The organism is Streptomyces sp. ATLC9 (assembly GCF_057196705.1).
The window spans coordinates 1-16880 of sequence record NZ_JBXUOY010000098.1; the positions used below are offsets into that span (position 1 = coordinate 1).

General features: G+C 73.5%; 13 protein-coding genes. 9 read left to right on the top strand and 4 right to left on the bottom strand.

The window, feature by feature from the left end; all coding sequences use genetic code 11:
* Nucleotides 1-72 precede the first annotated feature (72 nt).
* The 4 genes from AC2CJA_RS12895 to AC2CJA_RS12910 all read left to right on the top strand — a co-directional run bounded on the left by AC2CJA_RS12895 (nt 73) and on the right by AC2CJA_RS12910 (nt 4547).
* Nucleotides 73-1164 carry an NAD(P)/FAD-dependent oxidoreductase gene (locus AC2CJA_RS12895; protein WP_484602826.1) on the top strand — a complete coding sequence of 364 codons (1092 nt, stop codon included), beginning with the start codon at nt 73-75 and terminating at the stop codon, nt 1162-1164.
* 87 nt (nt 1165-1251) lie between these two features.
* Nucleotides 1252-1854: a pyridoxamine 5'-phosphate oxidase family protein gene (locus AC2CJA_RS12900; protein WP_484602838.1), complete on the top strand. Its 603-nt coding sequence runs from the start codon at nt 1252-1254 to the stop codon at nt 1852-1854.
* A gap of 797 nt (nt 1855-2651) precedes the next feature.
* A protein-coding gene (locus AC2CJA_RS12905; protein WP_484602827.1) for an IS5 family transposase occupies nt 2652-3471 on the top strand; the annotation gives its coding sequence in 2 pieces (ribosomal slippage) (nt 2652-3344 and nt 3346-3471; 819 coding nt in all).
* 320 nt (nt 3472-3791) lie between these two features.
* Nucleotides 3792-4547 (top strand): vWA domain-containing protein, encoded by a 756-nt coding sequence (locus tag AC2CJA_RS12910; RefSeq protein ID WP_484602828.1) that lies wholly within the window; start codon nt 3792-3794, stop codon nt 4545-4547.
* 34 nt (nt 4548-4581) lie between these two features.
* On the opposite strand, the gene AC2CJA_RS12915 is transcribed toward AC2CJA_RS12910, so the two are convergent.
* The 3 genes from AC2CJA_RS12915 to glgX all read right to left on the bottom strand — a co-directional run bounded on the left by AC2CJA_RS12915 (nt 4582) and on the right by glgX (nt 8417).
* A complete protein-coding gene (locus AC2CJA_RS12915; protein ID WP_484602829.1) occupies nt 4582-5604 on the bottom strand; it encodes a hypothetical protein in 1023 nt (340 codons plus the stop codon).
* Between the two features lie 263 nt (nt 5605-5867).
* The gene (locus AC2CJA_RS12920; protein ID WP_484602830.1) at nt 5868-6098 is read right to left on the bottom strand and encodes an EF-hand domain-containing protein; all 231 of its coding nucleotides are present in this window, start codon (nt 6096-6098) and stop codon (nt 5868-5870) included.
* A gap of 84 nt (nt 6099-6182) precedes the next feature.
* Nucleotides 6183-8417 carry a glycogen debranching protein GlgX gene (gene glgX / locus AC2CJA_RS12925; protein ID WP_484602839.1) on the bottom strand — a complete coding sequence of 745 codons (2235 nt, stop codon included), beginning with the start codon at nt 8415-8417 and terminating at the stop codon, nt 6183-6185.
* Between the two features lie 264 nt (nt 8418-8681).
* On the opposite strand from glgX, the gene AC2CJA_RS12930 reads away from it, so the two are divergent.
* Both AC2CJA_RS12930 and AC2CJA_RS12935 read left to right on the top strand, forming a co-directional pair.
* Entirely contained in the window at nt 8682-9449 is a 768-nt protein-coding gene (locus AC2CJA_RS12930) for an enoyl-CoA hydratase/isomerase family protein (protein WP_484602831.1), read from the top strand.
* Nucleotides 9450-9617: 168 nt separating this feature from the next.
* Complete coding sequence (locus AC2CJA_RS12935; RefSeq protein ID WP_484602832.1) at nt 9618-10127, top strand: ATP-binding protein; 510 nt, start codon at nt 9618-9620, stop codon at nt 10125-10127.
* 47 nt (nt 10128-10174) lie between these two features.
* Here the strand turns inward: AC2CJA_RS12935 and AC2CJA_RS12940 are convergent, their stop codons facing one another.
* On the bottom strand, nt 10175-10483 hold the full coding sequence (locus AC2CJA_RS12940; RefSeq protein WP_484602834.1) for a hypothetical protein: 309 nt from the start codon (nt 10481-10483) through the stop codon (nt 10175-10177).
* A gap of 173 nt (nt 10484-10656) precedes the next feature.
* Here AC2CJA_RS12940 and AC2CJA_RS12945 point away from each other — a divergent pair, with 173 nt between their 5' ends.
* From AC2CJA_RS12945 to AC2CJA_RS12955, 3 genes are all read left to right on the top strand, one after another.
* The gene (locus AC2CJA_RS12945) at nt 10657-12585 is read left to right on the top strand and encodes an ABC transporter ATP-binding protein (protein WP_484602835.1); all 1929 of its coding nucleotides are present in this window, start codon (nt 10657-10659) and stop codon (nt 12583-12585) included.
* Nucleotides 12582-14513 carry an ABC transporter ATP-binding protein gene (locus tag AC2CJA_RS12950; RefSeq protein ID WP_484602836.1) on the top strand — a complete coding sequence of 644 codons (1932 nt, stop codon included), beginning with the start codon at nt 12582-12584 and terminating at the stop codon, nt 14511-14513. The genes AC2CJA_RS12945 and AC2CJA_RS12950 overlap by 4 nt, the downstream gene beginning before the upstream one ends.
* A gap of 306 nt (nt 14514-14819) precedes the next feature.
* On the top strand, nt 14820-16787 hold the full coding sequence (locus tag AC2CJA_RS12955) for a M4 family metallopeptidase (protein WP_484602837.1): 1968 nt from the start codon (nt 14820-14822) through the stop codon (nt 16785-16787).
* The last annotated feature ends 93 nt before the right edge of the window (nt 16788-16880 follow it).

Consider the following 16880-nt stretch of genomic DNA (forward strand, 5'->3'; position numbering starts at 1 on the left):
CCCCCGCGCGGCGGCGGGGGGGGGCACCCGCGCGCCGGCCCCCCCCCGGGGCCCCCCCCCGCCCCCCCCGCCGTGCGGACGACGGACGTGCTCGTGATCGGTTCCGGTGCGGTGGGTTCCGCCGTCGCCGCGGAACTGGCCCAATCCGGCCTGTCCGTGGCGATCGCCTCACCCGGGCCGGAGGCCCCCTCGGCTACCGCCTGGTCGGGCGGACTGGTCCGGGCGTACGACCCGGACCCGGTGGTCCGCGCGCTCGCCGTCCGCAGCCACCTGCTCCTGTGGGGAGCCTCCCCGGAGCGCGCGTCCGTCTGCGGGTTCCGCCGCACCGGCTCGCTCGTCCTCCTCGGCTCCGATGACCTCCCGGAGGCCGAACGCGGCCTGCGGGACCTGCACGACGCGGGCATCGAGGCGGAACTGCTCACGCCGGCGGCGGTCAGCGGATGCTGGTCGGATCTGCGTCTCGACGAGAAGGTCGCGGGAGCGGTCTGGGAGCCCGGTGGAGGGTATGCGGACCCGGCGGCCACGGCGGCGATGTACCGCACCAGGGCCGTGCGGTACGGGGCCGCCCTGCCGGCCCACGGCCCGGTGCTCGCGCTCGCCCCGCACCGCTGCGGCGTCGAAGCCGTCACGGCGGCGGGTACGGTCACCGCCCGGTGTGCGGTGGTCGCCGCGGGCAGCGGCACGCCGCCCCTGCTGGGCGACCGCCTGCGGCTGAGGCCCAACGCCCCGGCACCGCGCACGAAACGCATCCGGTACGCCTTCTTCGACTGCTCCGACCGCCGGCTTCCAGCGGTCAACGACCTGACGACCGGTGTGTGGGGCCGCCCGCACGTGGATGTCGAAGCGGCCGGGAGCCATCTCACCGGGTGCCCCGTGGAGGAGTGGGACGTGCCTGCGGAGGGAGGCGAATCGCTCACCGACGACGAGGTCGCCTACATCCGCGAAGGCACCGCCCACCGCTGGCCGTGGGTCACCGGGGCCGCTTTCCTGAGCGGACGGTTCGGAACCGACCTGTACCATCCGGACGGTCCGTTCCTCGGACTCCTCCCGGGCGAACCCCCGGTCGTGGTGGCGGCCTGCTGGTCGGGGGCGGGCTTCAAGACCGCGCCCGGCGCCGCGGCCGAGGCCGCGGAGGCGGTCCACTACCTACTGAAGAACGGCTGAGGAGCAGAGAGGCGAAAAGTGAGCGATCTTCCGACCCATCCGTCCGGGGGCCGACTTCCAGTGACGGACCGGACGCGACTGCGCCGGATGCGGCACAAGGCCCGCACCGCGCGCGCCGACCTGGACCGGGTGCTCGCGGCGGGCTTCGTCTGCCACCTCGGAGTCGTCGTGGACGGCACGCCCATGGTCGTGCCGACCATGTACGGAGCCACCGCCGACACGCTGTACCTGCACGGGTCGGTGGCCGGGCGCAGCCTACTCGGCGCGGCGGCGGAGACCGTCTGTGTGACCGTCACCCATGTGGACGGCGTGGTCCTGGCCCGCTCGGTCTTCGAGCACAGTGCCAACTACCGCAGCGCCATGATCTACGGCGTCCCTCGAGCGGTCGTCGATGACGAGGAGAAGCTGGCCGGTCTGCGCGTGCTCACCGAGCAGGTGGTTCCCGGCCAGTGGGACTACGCCCGGCGCCCGGACCGCAAGGAGCTGGCGGCCACGAACCTGCTCGCGCTGAGCCTCGAGGAGGCGTCGGTCAAGGTCCGCACCGGCCCGCCGGACGACGGCGACAGTCCCGACGCCGAACTCGGTCTGTGGGCGGGCGTACTACCGCTGAGCACCGTGTGGGGAACGCCCGTGCCCGATCCGGTGCTGCCGCCGGACGTCCCGCTGCCCGGCCACCTGCGGCGCGGCTGACCCCGACGGCCTCCCCCGCTCGGGCTCCCGGATGTCCGGGGCGTCATCCGGGTGTCACGGTGCCGGGGCTCCCGCTGGGCAGCCCGCGTCCGGTCCCCGCGCGCCACGCGGGCCACAAACCCACCGGGTGCGCCGCCCCGCTGCGGATCGCGGCGGGGCGGTGTCATGGAGGGCCTTCGGTGTGCCCTCCGGGTGCGGATTGTCTGAGGTTCGCCGTTCAGTACCTCGGTGGGCGATGGCTTGAGTCCGCCGAAGCGGGTTGGGCGGACAGGGCCCGCCCGGATGGGCGCGGGGTGTTCGGGGCGCGAGCGTGTCCTGCGGCTGTCTGTAAGTCTGTCCCGGCGAGGGGAGTTCGGGCGGGCGGGGAGTCCGGCCAGGCGGTGCGGCCGCCGTGCCAGGACGTGGTTGGCATTCTCCGCGGTCACCGACTCCCGCACCTCCGCCGCCCGCTCCAGCAGTGCCGCGGAGTCGTGTCCGGCGCGTTCGGCCTTGAAGCGCTCGGCACCGGTGGGGTTCCTCACCCCGTTCCGTCGCCGGGATTGAGCCGCAGCAGTCCCCACTCCTTCTCTGTGCAGCGGCACTCGGCCTGGGTGCGCTTGAAGTCGTAGTGCAAGGAGACTGCCCGCGGCGGGCTCGCGGTCAACGTCGTCGAGTGCTGAGGGGCCGCTGTGAGCTGCGGTTTCTACTCTTTCAGGGCTGTCGGGTCCTTTCTCGTCTACACGACGGAAAGTCCCTGGGAAATCCCTGGGTAAGAGCTTGTCTCATGTGGTGGGTTCGGTGCGGCATGATGGGTGGCCGTGAGTGCTGATCTGTCGCAGCGGCTGGTTCCCGACGGGCTGTGGGAGCTGGCGGCTCCGCTGCTGCCGAAGTTCACGTCCCGGCCGCAGGGTGGCGGGACCGCCCCGGTGGACGAGCGGGCCTCCTTCACCGCCGTGGTGTACGTGCTGACCAGCGGGTGTGCCTGGCGTCATCTGCCGGAGACCTTCGGGGTCTCCCCGGCCACCGCGCACCGCCGGTTCACGCTCTGGACCGAGGCCGGGCTGTGGCGCCGGCCGCACCGGGCGGTACTGGACGAGCTCGGGGCCCGCGGCGAGGTGGACTGGGCCGCGGCGATCGTGGACGCGGCGAGTGTGCGGGCGAAAAAAGGGGGCTCGCCGACCGGGCGCAATCCGGTCGACCGGGGCAAGAAGGGCAGCAAGCTCCACGTTCTGTCCGACGCCCAGGGGCTGCCGCTCGCCCTGGGCGTCTCGGGCGCGAACGTCCACGACAGTCGGGCGCTCCTGCCGCTGGTGGCGGGCATCCCCGCCGTCCGCTCCCGGCGCGGCCCGCGCCGACGCCGCCCCGGCAGACTCCGCGCCGACAAGGCCTACCACTCCGCCGAGCACCTGGCCTGGCTCCGCGAGCGGGGCATCGTCCCGCGGATCGCCCGGCCCGGCATCGAGTCCGGCGAGCGGCTCGGGCGGCACCGCTGGAAGATCGAGCGGTCGATCCTCCTGGCTCTTCGGCTACCGGCGCCTCACCGTCCGGTACGAGCGCAAGGGCAGCCACTTCCTGGCCTCCCTCGGCCTCGCGGCCGCCCTGACCTGCTACAGGAAACTCGCCCGACTCACCACATGAGACAAGCTCTTAGAGGTCCAGTTCGTCCTCCACGGGGGACTGGGGGCGTCCCTCAGGTGCTGCGAGAGGCCCGGCCTGCCGCCCTTGCGGGCCTGCGCGGCGCGCGGCGGTTCGTCCTTGTCCGCCGGGAAGTCGACGTCCTTCAGGGCACCGGGGATCTCCTGTACGTCCGTATGAGCCATGCCGGGCGGGTCCCTGGCAGACCGGGATGAGAAACCGCCGTTCGCGGCCGGTTGTCCACAGGGGTCCTGCCGCCGCCCGCGCTGGGCTAACCTCGGCGTCCGCCGCACCGATCACAAGACCGAGCACGAGGGGGCGTCATGGCCGTCGACTACCTGAAGAGGCCGGGGGGCGGTTCCGGTTCCGGACCGGCGATCAGTCTGGAGAAGGTGGAGGCCGCCGCTCCCGGACTGGTGAGCCTGTACAAGCAGGCCGCGGTCAGTCTGGAGAAGCACCGGTTGGCGGGGCAGCGCGCCGCGGTCTACCTGGTGCTGGACCGCTCCGGGTCGATGCGGCCGTACTACCGCGACGGCACCGTCCAGCACCTGGCCGAGCAGGTCCTCGGACTGGCCGCGCACCTGGACGACGACGGGCGGGTGCCGGTGGTCTTCTTCAGCACCGGTGTGGACGGGACCTCCGAAGTGGCGCTGGAGGACTACGCCGGGCGGGTCGAGGCCCTCCACTCCTGCCTGGGACATATGGGCCGCACCAACTACCACCTCGCGATGGAGGCGGTGACCGGCCACTACCGGGCGAGCGGTTCCACCGATCCGGCGCTGGTGGTCTTCCAGACCGACGGCGGCCCCACGTCGAAGAGCGCCGCCGAGCGCGTGTTGTGCGAGGTCTCGGAGCTGCCGCTGTTCTGGCAGTTCATCGGGTTCGGGGAGGACGAGTTCCGCTTCCTGCGGAAGCTGGACGAGCTGCCCGTGCCGGGCAGGCGCGCGGTGGACAACGCCGGGTTCTTCCCCGCCGGTCCCGACCCGCGCGCCATACCCGACGCGGAGCTGTACGACCGGCTGACCGGCGAGTTCCCCGGCTGGCTGCGGGCCGCCCGGGACGGCGGCATCGTGCGCTGACCCGGGCGGCCGCGGGCGGCGGGGCACGCGTCGGTCAGCTGCCCGTCCACAGGTAGGTGACCGTCACCCAGCCGTTGTCGCGCAGCCCGACGTCGCGGAAGGTACCGTCGGCCAGGTCGATGCCGGCGGGGTTGAGCACCCGGCGGCCCTTCCCGTCGTGTCCGCCGTTGTAGCCCGTGTAGTACGCGGCCTCCGCCTCGGGCACCCCCCGCGGCAGGTCGCGGAAGGTCTGGCGCACCGAGGACGGGTTCCAGTAGTCGTCGCGGATGTTCCAGGGTCCGACGTCCCACACGGGGGCGGTCACACAGCGGGCCGGGCCGCAGACCCGCACCGAGTACTCCCGGCCGCCCTTGCGCGACAGTCCCCGCCGGGAGGGCAGGGCCACGAAGCGGTCGTTCTCCCGGATGACGTGCCCGTTGGCGGTGGTACGGCCGACCAGGCCGATCCGGGTGGCGAAGACCCGGGCGCCGTACGCGGGCCCGGCCGCCTCCGGTCCCGTCCGGGCGTCCGGGTCGGTGTCGGCGCTCAACTCCAGGCCACGCAGCCGGATCGCGCCCTCGGGGTCCCACATCGCCAGCCGGACCTGGACGGTGGTGACGGCGCGCGGGAGGACGGCGGAGCCGCCGGCCGCGTCACCGGCCTCGCGCCACTCGGTCCACGGGCCGCTCCCGGCGCGGCCGCGGATGTCGAAGGCGATGCCCGCGCCGTCGGACACCTGCGCGTCGGGACTGATCCGGACGCGGTTGGCCTGCCGGTCGAGCCGGTGCGGGGCCAGGACCTGGACCCCGTAGTCACCGGTCGTCCGCAGCTCTCCGCCGGTGTGACGGACGCCGCTGTCGTCGGCGTCCACCCTGGACAGGTCGGCCGCCCAGGTCTGGACGGGGCCGGACGCCTCGCGCGCGCCGGGAGCGGGGGCCGGGGCGGCCGGCGGCGCGAGACCGAGTCCGAGGCAGAGCAGGGCCACGACCGGCAGGGCGGTACGAGTGGCACGGGTGGCACGGAACGGGTGGGGGACCCGGGGCGCCGGGCGGTGGCGGGTTGTACGTCTGGTGCGCATCGCGGTCCTTCGGTGTCGTGCCGTGCGTCCGGACCGGTCGAGCCGGTCGAGGGTGCGGAGGCGCGGCGGGCTCTGTGGAAGCGGCGGGCTGCGTGGTGCCGCCGCGCCGGTCGGCGCCGCATCGGGTGCGGAAACCGACAAAAGCCACTTATGACACAGAAAAGCGGGGCGGTCACCCCGGGTTGCTCCCTGTGGTGACCGCCCCGCGACACCTCGCGGCGCCCCGCGACACCCCGTCGCGCCGCGAGGGCCGCGCCGCGGCCCTACGCCGACCGGGTGGCGGCCTTCTGGCGGGCCTGCCAGAACTCCTCGAAGGACAGCAGACCGTCGCCGTCGCTGTCGTGCTGGTTGATCAGTGTCTGGGCCATGTCCACGGTGAGGGTGTAGTCCCCCAGCTCGCCCAGCACCTTGCGGAACTCCACCGCGGTGACCAGCCCGTCCCCGTCCAGGTCGAAACGGTCGAACGCCTCACGCGCGGTCTCCATGTCGGCCATCGCCTGTCGTCCCCTCCCTCGTGCGGTCGTGACGCGCACACCCTAACGGGCCATCACACAAGACACACGAGTCCCCCGGACATCTCAGGGCAGCACGCGCCACACCAGTACCGAGCGCGCCGGAAGCGCGACCGCCTCGCCGGCCGGGTGGACCGTGCCCGGCTCCTCCCCCTGCTCCTCCCGCGCGGTGTCCACCAGCAGCTCGTACCCCTGTCCCCACGGCGGCCCCGGCAGCCTGAAGCGCCCGTCCTGGTGTCCGGCGTGGAGGACGACCAGGAAGCTGTCGTCGACCACCTGGCCGCCCAGCCCGTCGCGCTGCGGGATGTCCCGGCCGGACAGGTACATGCCCAGCGCGGCGCCGGGCGCGTACCAGTCGGGCTCGGTCATCTCCCGGCCGCTTCCGGTGAACCAGGCCAGGTCCCGCAGCCCCTCTGGGCCGTGCGCACGCCCGGAGAAGAAGGCCTTGCGCCGCAGCACCGGATGGGAGCGGCGCAGCGCGATCAGCCGCGAGGTCATGACGTGCAGCTCTCGCCAGGCGGGCTCGGCCAGCAGCGACCAGTCCACCCAGCCGGTCTCGTTGTCCTGGCAGTAGGCGTTGTTGTTGCCGCCCTGGGTGCGGCCCATCTCGTCACCCGCCACCAGCATCGGCACGCCGGTGGACAGCAGCAGGGTGGACAGCAGGTTGCGCAGCTGGCGCCGCCGCAGGGCCAGGACCGCCTCGTCGCCGCTCTCGCCCTCCGCTCCGCAGTTCCAGGAGCGGTTGTCGTCGGTGCCGTCGCGGTTGTCCTCGCCGTTGGCCTCGTTGTGCTTGCACTCGTAGCTCACCAGGTCGCGCAGGGTGAAGCCGTCGTGGGCGGTGACGAAGTTGACCGAGGCGTACGGCCGCCGTCCGCCCCAGGCGTACAGGTCGCTGGAACCCGACAGCCGGTAGCCCAGATCCCGTACGTCCGGCAGGGCGCCGCGCCAGAAGTCGCGGACGGTGTCGCGGTAGCGGTCGTTCCACTCCGTCCACAGCGGCGGGAAGGCGCCCACCTGGTAGCCGCCCGCGCCCACGTCCCAGGGCTCGGCGATCAGCTTCACCCGGCGCAGCACCGGGTCCTGTGCGATGACCGCGAGGAAGGGGGAGAGCATGTCCACGTCGTGCATGGAGCGGGCCAGCGCCGCGGCCAGGTCGAAGCGGAAGCCGTCCACGCCCATCTCCTGCACCCAGTAGCGCAGCGAGTCCGTGATCAGCCGCAGCACCTGGGGCTGGACGACGTGCAGTGTGTTCCCGCAGCCGGTGTAGTCGGCGTAGTGGCGCGGGTCGTCGGCCAGCCGGTAGTAGCCGCGGTTGTCGATGCCGCGCAGGGAGAGGGTCGGCCCCAGCTCGCTGCCCTCGGCGGTGTGGTTGTAGACCACGTCGAGGATGACCTCGATCCCGGCCGCGTGCAGCGCCCGCACCATCTCGCGGAACTCCCCCACCTGCCGGCCGCGCGTCCCGCCGGCGGCGTACGCGGCGTGCGGCGCGAAGTAGCCGATGGAGTTGTAGCCCCAGTGGTTGCGCAGACCGCGGCGGAGCAGGTGGTCCTCGTGCGCGAACTGGTGCACCGGCAGCAGCTCCACCGCCGTCACGCCCAGCTTCACCAGGTGCTCGATCGCGGCCGGGTGCGCCAGTCCGGCGTAGGTGCCGCGCAGCTCGGCCGGGATGCCGGGATGGCGCATGGTGAAACCGCGCACGTGCAGCTCGTAGATGACCGAGTCGGGCCAGGGGGTCTTGGGGCGGCGGTCGTCGGCCCACTCGTCCCCGCCACCCGGCCCCGCTCCGAGGGCCGAGTCGACGACGACGCCCTTGGGCACGTACGGCGCCGAGTCCCTCTGGTCGCGCACGGTGTCGGCAAGGTGCCGCTGCGGCCAGTCGCGGACGTGGCCGTAGACCTCCGGCGGCAGGGCGTACTCGCCGTCCACCGCGCGGGCGTACGGGTCCAGCAGCAGCTTGGCCGGGTTCCAGCGGGCACCCGTCCACGGGTCCCAGCGGCCGTGCACCCGGTAGCCGTAGAGCTGTCCGGGACCGACGCCGGGAACGAATCCGTGCCAGATCTCCTGGGTGTGCTCCGTCAGCGGGCAGCGGACCTCGTTGCCGTCGTCGTCGAAGAGGCAGACCTCGACGGCCTCGGCGCCGGCCGACCACAGTGCGAAGTTGGTGCCCGCCATTCCGCCCGCGCCCACGTGGTGGCGGGCTCCCAGCGGCTGGGGGCTGCCGGGCCAGACGGTGGGGGCGGCGGCCGGGGGCCCGGCGCAGCGGGACTCCCGGCGCGTGTGCTGTTCGGGGGCGCTCGGCACGTCCGACACGTTGTGGCCTCCGGCGGCTCGCGGCGGGGGCGGGTTCGGAGCCCGCACGGCGTCCCTGCCGCGCGGGTCCGGCGCCCGGGTCTGGCGGGAGTGTTCCCGTTCGGGCCGCCCGCCTCACCCGTGTGATCGTCTTCTTTCCGTCCCACTGCTCCGGCCCGGTGAGGGCCGGGCGGGGCCGGACCGCGCCCGCCGCGGGACCCCGCGCGGCCGGGAGGCGGCGGACCGCGCGGCGTTAACGGGGGCTAACCTGCCCCCATGACTGTGACTCTTGAGGTCGCCGAGGGCGTCGGCACCATCCGACTGAACCGTCCCCCCATGAACGCACTGGACATCGCCACCCAGGACCGGCTGCGCGAGCTGGCCGAGGAGGCGACGCACCGCGACGACGTACGGGCCGTGGTGATCTACGGCGGGGAGAAGGTGTTCGCGGCGGGCGCGGACATCAAGGAGATGCGCGAGATGGACCACGCGGCCATGGTCGCCAGATCCCGGGGGCTGCAGGACTCCTTCACCGCCGTGGCCCGCGTCCCCAAGCCGGTGGTGGCGGCGGTGACGGGCTACGCGCTGGGCGGCGGCTGCGAGCTGGCGCTGTGCGCCGATGTCCGGATCGCCGCCGACGACGCCAAGCTGGGGCAGCCCGAGATCCTGCTGGGGCTGATCCCCGGCGCCGGAGGCACCCAGCGGCTGTCCCGGCTGGTCGGCCCCTCCCGGGCCAAGGACCTGATCTTCACCGGGCGCCAGGTGAAGGCGGACGAGGCCCTGGCCATAGGCCTGGTGGACAAGGTCGTGCCCGCGGCCGAGGTCTACGAGCAGGCGCACACCTGGGCGGCGAAGCTGGCCGCCGGGCCGGCGATCGCCCTGCGCGCCGCCAAGGAGTGCGTCGACGCCGGACTGGAGGCGGACATCGACACCGGTCTGGCGATCGAACGCACCTGGTTCGCCGGGCTGTTCGCCACCGAGGACCGTGAGACCGGTATGCGCAGCTTCGTCGAGGAGGGGCCGGGCAAGGCGAAGTTCCGCTGACTCCGGCCGGAGCACGGGGCGCGGGGCGGCGTGCGAGCCGCTCCGCGCTCCGCCCCGGCGCACACGACCGGTGCGCGCGGCCCGGCGAGCCCCCGATGGTCCGCCCGCCGGGCCGGGAATTCGCGCTGTACGGCCTCAAGACAACCGTTTCGCCGCCATGATGGGCCCATGGCGGGAGCGAACACGGCGTACACGGCATCGGCCCCGGGAGAAGAACCGGCCTCCCCGGTCCCCGACGACGAGCCGGCCGGGGCCGGCCCGCTCGACAACCCCCCGGACGGGTTCGGCGACCCGACCGCCGCGGAGGTACGGCTGCCCAACCGCCCCGAGTCCGCGCGCACCGCGCGCCGGCTGGTGCGGTCCGTCCTGCTGACCCGCTGGGGACTGTCCGAGGCCCTGACCGAGGACACCGTGCTGCTGGTCTCCGAACTGGTCGGCAACGCCGTACGGCACACCGGGGCCCAGTCCCTCGGGCTGCGGCTGCGACGGCAGCCCGACCGGATCCGCGTGGAGGTGCGCGACCCCTCGCGCGGCCTGCCCTGTCTGCTGCCCGTCCACGGGTTCGACGTCAGCGGACGCGGGCTGTTCCTCGTGGACCACCTCTCCGACCGCTGGGGCGTGGACCTGCTGCCGCTCGGCAAGACGACCTGGTTCGAACTGCGGGCCGAGGAACTCTGACCGGTGCCGACGCCCGCCCGCGTCCGGCACCTCGTCCCGCGCCCGCCTCAGCGCCCGGCGTGCCGCCGCGCGCCCGCCCGGCGCCGCCGGTCGTTGCACAGCAGGCACCGCCCCCAACCCGGCGGCAACGGATCGTCCTCGTCCCCGTACAGCGGGTCGACCGCCCCGCGCGGATGCTCGCGGCAGCCCGTACCGCCGCGGTCCTCCCCCAGCGACCGGGCCGCGTCCAGCGCCCGGCGCAGCGCGTCCGCCAGCTGGTCCGCCTGCTCCGCCGAGGGCTCACCGTCCAGCGTGAAGACGATGTCGGACGCGGTGTGCAGCGCGGCCCGCAGCTCTCGTAGCTCTGCCTGACTCATACCGGGCAGCGTAGGGGTCCGCACCGACAGTCGCCCTTCCCCCGCGCGCCGCCCGGCCCCACGAGGCACACGGTCCGAGGCGGGGACCGGCGGCGGAGGCCGGGCTCGGCCGTCAGCCCTACGGCGGAAAACCGAGTGTGTCCTGTCAGCGATGAAACGTAACCTCACTCGTGATGTCTGCCACCGCCACCAGCCCCCCGCGCCCCGATCCCCCCCACCCCGAACCCGGCGGACCGGTCACCGCGGCCCCGGCCGCGCCCGCCGGTCAGCGCGGCCGTTCCGCCGTACGCTCGCTGCTGCGGCTGTGGCCCTTCGTCCGCCCGGTGCGGGCCCGGCTGTTCACGGCGGCCCTCGTCGCGATCCTCGCCTCCTGCCTGGGCCTGGTCATCCCCCTGGTCCTGAAGTGGATCGTCGACGGGCCGATCGCCGGACGCGACACGGGCGGAGTATGGCTGGGCGGCGCGCTGCTGCTGGCCGTCGGTGTGCTGGAGGCCGCGCTGTTCGGGCTGCGGCGCTGGCTGGTGGCCCGCCCGCTGGCCGGGGTCGAGGCGTCGATGCGCGGCGCCCTGTTCCGGCATCTGCAGCGGCTGCCGGTCGCCTTCCACGACCGCTGGGCGAGCGGGCAGCTGCTGTCGCGCGCCACGGGCGACCTGCACCTGATCCGCCTGTTCCTGGCCTTCCCGCTCACCTTCCTGCTGGTGAACGGCACCACCATCGTCGTCGGCTTCGCCGTGCTGCTGTCCCAGGAGTGGACGCTGGGGCTGGTGCTGCTGGCCCCGGTGGCGCCGCTGGTGGTGTTCTGCTCCCTCTTCGAGGCGAAGTTCTCCCTCCAGGCCCGTCGGGCCCAGGACCAGATCGGCGATCTGACCACGGTCGTGGAGGAGGCCGTCCTCGGCATCCGGGTCATCAAGGGCTTCGGCCGCCACCGCAGCCAGGCCCGCGTCTTCCGCGAGCTCTCGCGGCGGCTGCTGGGCACCGAACTGCGCAAGGCGCGGCTGCTGGCGGGCATCTGGGCGGTCATCACGGCGCTGCCGGAACTGGCCATCGGCACCGCCCTGGTGTGGGGCACGGTCCAGGTGGCCGACGGCGAGCTGTCGGCCGGCACCCTGGTCGCCTTCCTCACCACGGCCCTGGCGCTGCGCTGGCCGGTGGAGTCGATCGGCTTCCTGATCGCCATGAGCAACGAGGCGGCGACGGCGGCCGACCGCTACTTCGAGGTGCTGGACGAGCCGGTCCCGCCGGACACCCTCACCGCCGAGCGCCCCTCCCCCTCCCCGAGCGGGGGGACCGCCCCGCTCGGGGAGACCGGGGCCGCTCGAGGCGGTCTGCGCTTCGAAGGCGTGGTCTTCCGTCATCCCGACACCCCGCCGGACGTCCCGCCCGTCCTGGACGGCGTCGATCTGCACATCCGCTCCGGCGAGACCATGGCGCTGGTCGGCGCCACCGGCAGCGGCAAGACCACGCTCACCGCCCTGATCCCCCGGCTGCACGAGACGACATCCGGCCGGATCACCCTCGACGGCCGGGACATCGCCGCGATCTCCCGCGGGGAGCTGCGCTCGCTGGTCTCCGTCGCCTTCGAGGAGGCCACGCTCTTCTCCGCCTCCGTGCGCGAGAACGTGCTGATGGGTGCGGAGGAGAGCACTGTGGAGGACATGGCGGGGGATTCGGCGCGGGAGGACCTGGCACGTGCCCTGCGGGTCGCCCAGGCCGAGGATTTCACCGCGGCGCTGCCGCAGGGGGTGGACACCCAGGTCGGCGAGCAGGGACTGAGTCTGTCCGGCGGGCAGCGCCAGCGACTGGCGCTGGCGCGCGCCGTCGTGGGCCGCCCCCGCTTCCTGGTGCTGGACGATCCGCTCTCCGCGCTCGACGTCCGCACCGAGGCACTGGTGGAGGCCGCCCTGCGCGAGGTGCTGGCCGGCACCACCGCCCTGGTGGTGGCGCACCGGCCCTCCACGGTGCTGCTGGCCGACCGTGTCGCGCTGCTGTCACGGGGCCGGATCGCCGCCGTCGGCACCCACGCCGAACTGCTGCGCTCCAGCGCGGAGTACCGCCATCTGATGTCCGGCGAGCCGCACGGGCAGTGCGAGGAGGAGCGATGACCGCCACCGTCACCGAGCCCCCCTCCGGGGACGGGGACGCACAGAACTCACCGGACGCGAAGGCGGCCGCGGGCACGGAGCCCGCCGGGCGGCCCGGCCTGTCCGGCCCGGCGGAGGAGTCCCGGCGGCCGGGGGCGCCCGACGCCTTCGACCACGACGTGCTGCCCGCGCCCGGGGGCGCGTCGCTCCGGCTGCTCGGCTCGCTGCTGCGGCCACTGCGGCCGCGGGTGGCGGTGGCCGCCCTCCTGCTGCTGCTCCAGCAGGCCGCCGTACAGGCCGGTCCGCTGCTGGTCGCGTACGCCATCGACCGCGCGGTGCCCGCCCTGCGCGGCGGCGGCCGGGGCCCCCTGGCCCCCGACGCCGCGGGGTACGCGGTGTGCGCGCTGTCCTCGGGCGGCCTGCAGTACGCCTTCGTCCGCGCCGCCGCCCGGGTCAACCAGACCGTGCTGCTGGATCTGCGCGGCCGGATCTACCGGCACGCCCAGGTGCTCAGCGTGGACTTCCACGACCGCTACACCTCCGGACGGCTGATCTCCCGTGCCACCACCGACGTCGAGGCGCTGCGCGAGCTGCTCGACGAGGGTCTGCAGGAGTTGCTGGGCGTGATCCTGTCGGTGGTCTACATCTGCTCGGTGCTGCTCTGGCTCGACCCGGGCCTGGGCGGTGCGGCGCTGCTCTCCTTCGTTCCGCTCCTGCTGATCGTGCGGAACTTCCGGCGCCGCTCGATGCGGGTCTACCGCAGGAAGTCCACGGCCACCGCGGCGATGATCGTGAAGTTCGTGGAGACGATGAACGGCATCCGCCCGGTGCAGGTGTTCCGTCGCGAGCGGGCGGGTGAGGCGGAGTTCGGCCGTCTCAACGACCGGCATCTGCGGCTCAACGGGGACGCCATCCTGGAGATGGCCCGCTATGTGGTCTCCTCCCGGCTGGTGGCCAACACCGCGCTGGCCGCCATCGTTCTGTGGGGCGCCCACCGGGTGGCGTCCGGCTCGCTGGAGCTGGGTGTGCTGGCGGCGGCGGCGATGTACCTGCGGCGGCTGTACGACCCGATCGACCGTCTGGGGATGTTCCTCAACTCCTACCAGGGCGCGGCGGCCTCGCTGGAGAAGATCGCCGGGCTGCTCGCCCAGGCGCCCGGCGTCCCCGCGCCGGAGCGCCCCCGGCGGCTGCCGCCGCCGGCCGGCGGGCGGCCGGGCCGCACCGTGGTCTTCGAGGGGGTGCGTTTCGCCTACCGCACGGGCGGGGAGGTGCTGCCCCGCTTCGATCTGGAGATCCCGGCCGGTCAGACGGTCGCGGTGGTCGGCTCCACCGGCGCGGGCAAGTCCACGCTCGCCAAGCTGCTGGCGCGCTTCTACGACCCCACGGCGGGCCGGGTGCTGCTGGACGGCGCCGACCTGCGGGAGCTGGCCACCCCCGAGCTGCGGCGCGGGGTCGTGATGGTGACCCAGGAGGCGTTCCTGTTCTCCGGAACGATCGCCGACAACATCGCGATCGGCCGTCCGGAGGCGAGCCGGGAGGAGATCGAACAGGCGGCGCGGGCGATCGGCGCCCACGACTTCATCGCGGCCCTCCCCGAGGGGTACGACACCGATGTGCGCAAGCGCGGCGGCCGGATCTCCGCCGGGCAGCGCCAGCTGGTCGCCTTCGCCCGGGCGCTGCTGGCCGACCCGGCCGTGCTCATCCTGGACGAGGCCACCTCCTCCCTGGACATCCCCGGTGAGCGCGCGGTCCAGCGGGCCATGGACACGGTGCTGCGCGGGCGCACCGCCGTGGTGATCGCCCACCGGCTGTCGACGGTGGAGATCGCCGACCGGGTACTGGTCATGGAGGCGGGACGCATCGTCGAGGACGGCTCGCCGGCGGATCTCGTCGCGGGCGACGGCCGCTTCGCCGGACTCCACCGCGCCTGGCGCGACAGCCTGGCCTGACGGGCGGCCCGGCCGGCGGAGCCGCACCCGCCGGCCGGGATCACCGCACCCGGTCCCCCGATCCTGGCGGACACCGGTGACGGCCCGGTTTCCCCGCCGTTTCCATCGCGTTCGGTCAGCGGACAGCGGTTTTCCGACAGCGGACGGATTCTGGCCATTTTCTTGACCTGACCCTGTCATCAATCTCGTTTCGGTGTCACTCTCTCCACGCTGTGCACAGCCGCCTCCCCCCATAGGGGCACCCCCCGCACACCCTCAGGCGCACCACCTTCCGTCTTCGCACCTCCCTCGAGCGAGGAGTACAGCGTGACAGGCAGATCCACCCCCCGCAGACGTGCCACCGCCACCGGCGCCCTGGTCGCCGCCTCGGCGCTCCTGGCCGTCGGCCTCCAGTCGCAGGTCTCCACCGCCGCGCCCCAGGCCAAGCCCGACCCCGGCGCCCTCTCCGTCGATCTCTCACCGTCCCAGCGGGCCGAGCTCCTCCGCGACGCGGAGGCCGGCGGCACCGCCACCGCCAAGGCCCTCGGCCTCGGGGCCAAGGAGAGGCTCGTCGTCCGCGACGTGGTCAAGAACGCCGACGGCACCGTCCACACCCGCTACGAGCGCACCTACGACGGGCTGCCCGTGCTCGGCGGCGACCTGGTCGTCGAGGAGTCGCCCGATGGCGCGGTGGCCGAGGTCTCCAGGGCCACCGCGGCGAAGATCGCCGTCCCCTCCACCACCGCCAAGGCGTCGAAGAAGCCCTCCAAGGCCGCGGCCGAGGGCAGCACCGCACCCCGCAAGGTGGTCTGGGCCGCCGACGACAAGCCCGTACTCGCCTGGGAGCGCGTGGTCGGCGGCACCCAGGAGGACGGCACCCCCAGCGAGCTGCACATCGTCACCGACGCGGCCACCGGCGAGAAGCTGGCCGAGTGGCAGGGCGTGCACACCGGCACCGGCGAGAGCATGTACAGCGGCCGGGTCTCCCTGGGCACCAGCGGATCCGGCGGCTCCTACACGCTGACCGACGCGAACCGCGGCAACCACCGGACCTACGACCTCAACGGCGGCTCCTCCGGCACCGGCTCGCTCTTCACCGACGCCGACGACCTCTGGGGCAACGGCTCGCCGTCCAACCGTCAGACCGCCGGTGTGGACGCCCACTACGGCGCGGCCCTGACCTGGGACTACTACAAGGACGTCCACGGCCGCAACGGCATACGCAACGACGGGAAGGCCCCGTACAGCCGTGTGCACTACGGCAACGCCTACGTCAACGCGTTCTGGACGGACTCCTGCTTCTGCATGACCTACGGCGACGGCGCGAACAACTCCAAGCCGCTCACCTCCATCGATGTCGCCGCCCACGAGATGACCCACGGTCTGACCTCCAACACCGCGGGGCTGCGCTACAGCGGCGAGTCCGGCGGCCTGAACGAGGCGACCTCCGACATCTTCGCCGCCGCCGTGGAGTTCAGGGCGAACAACAGCTCGGACGTCGGGGACTACCTCGTCGGCGAGAAGATCGACATCCGCGGCAACGGCACCCCGCTGCGCTACATGGACAAGCCCAGCCGGGACGGCAACTCCAAGGACTACTGGTACTCCGGTATCGGCAGCGTGGACGTCCACTACTCCTCGGGCCCGGCCAACCACTTCTTCTACCTGCTCAGCGAGGGCAGTGGCGCCAAGACCGTCAACGGCGTCTCCTACGACTCCCCGACCTCCGACGGCAAGCCGGTGACCGGCATCGGGATCGCGGCGGCCGAGAAGATCTGGTTCAAGGCGCTCACCGAGAAGATGACGTCGACGACCAACTACGCGGGCGCCCGCACCGCCACCCTCTCCGCCGCGGCCGACCTGTTCGGCGCGGGCAGCGTCCAGCACAAGGCGGTGGCCCACGCCTGGGCCGCGGTCAACGTCGGCTCCCGGCCCGACGACGGCGAGGAACCCGGCGACAACGTCTTCGAGAACACCGACGACCACTCCATCCCCGACCCGGGCACCGTGGAGTCGCCGATCACGGTGAACAGGTCCGGCAACGCGCCCAGCGCGCTGAAGGTGGACGTGGACATCGTCCACACCTACCGCGGCGACCTCGTCATCGACCTGGTGGCGCCGGACGGGAGCACCTACCGGCTGAAGAACTCCGGCTGGGACTCGGGCGACGACGTCCGGGCGTCCTACACGGTCAACGCATCCTCCGAGGCGGCCTCCGGCACCTGGAAGCTGCGTGTGAGGGATGTCTACCGCTCCGACTCCGGCTACATCAACAGCTGGAAGCTGACGTTCTGAGCCGCGGCCCGGTCCGCACGCCGGACCGGTAGAACGCGGGGGGACGGGAACGGAAGCGGGGGGGGGGGGGGGGGGGGGGGGGGGGGCGGGCGG

Bases quoted from the DNA above. Each gene is read 5' to 3' on its own strand.
- AC2CJA_RS12900 (WP_484602838.1), top strand. From the start codon at position 1,252: ATGCGGCACAAGGCCCGCACCGCGCGCGCCGACCTGGACCGGGTGCTC.
- AC2CJA_RS12910 (WP_484602828.1), top strand. From the start codon at position 3,792: ATGGCCGTCGACTACCTGAAGAGGCCGGGGGGCGGTTCCGGTTCCGGA.
- AC2CJA_RS12915 (WP_484602829.1), bottom strand. From the start codon at position 5,604: ATGCGCACCAGACGTACAACCCGCCACCGCCCGGCGCCCCGGGTCCCC.
- AC2CJA_RS12920 (WP_484602830.1), bottom strand. From the start codon at position 6,098: ATGGCCGACATGGAGACCGCGCGTGAGGCGTTCGACCGTTTCGACCTG.
- AC2CJA_RS12930 (WP_484602831.1), top strand. From the start codon at position 8,682: ATGACTGTGACTCTTGAGGTCGCCGAGGGCGTCGGCACCATCCGACTG.
- AC2CJA_RS12935 (WP_484602832.1), top strand. From the start codon at position 9,618: ATGGCGGGAGCGAACACGGCGTACACGGCATCGGCCCCGGGAGAAGAA.
- AC2CJA_RS12940 (WP_484602834.1), bottom strand. From the start codon at position 10,483: ATGAGTCAGGCAGAGCTACGAGAGCTGCGGGCCGCGCTGCACACCGCG.
- AC2CJA_RS12945 (WP_484602835.1), top strand. From the start codon at position 10,657: ATGTCTGCCACCGCCACCAGCCCCCCGCGCCCCGATCCCCCCCACCCC.
- AC2CJA_RS12950 (WP_484602836.1), top strand. From the start codon at position 12,582: ATGACCGCCACCGTCACCGAGCCCCCCTCCGGGGACGGGGACGCACAG.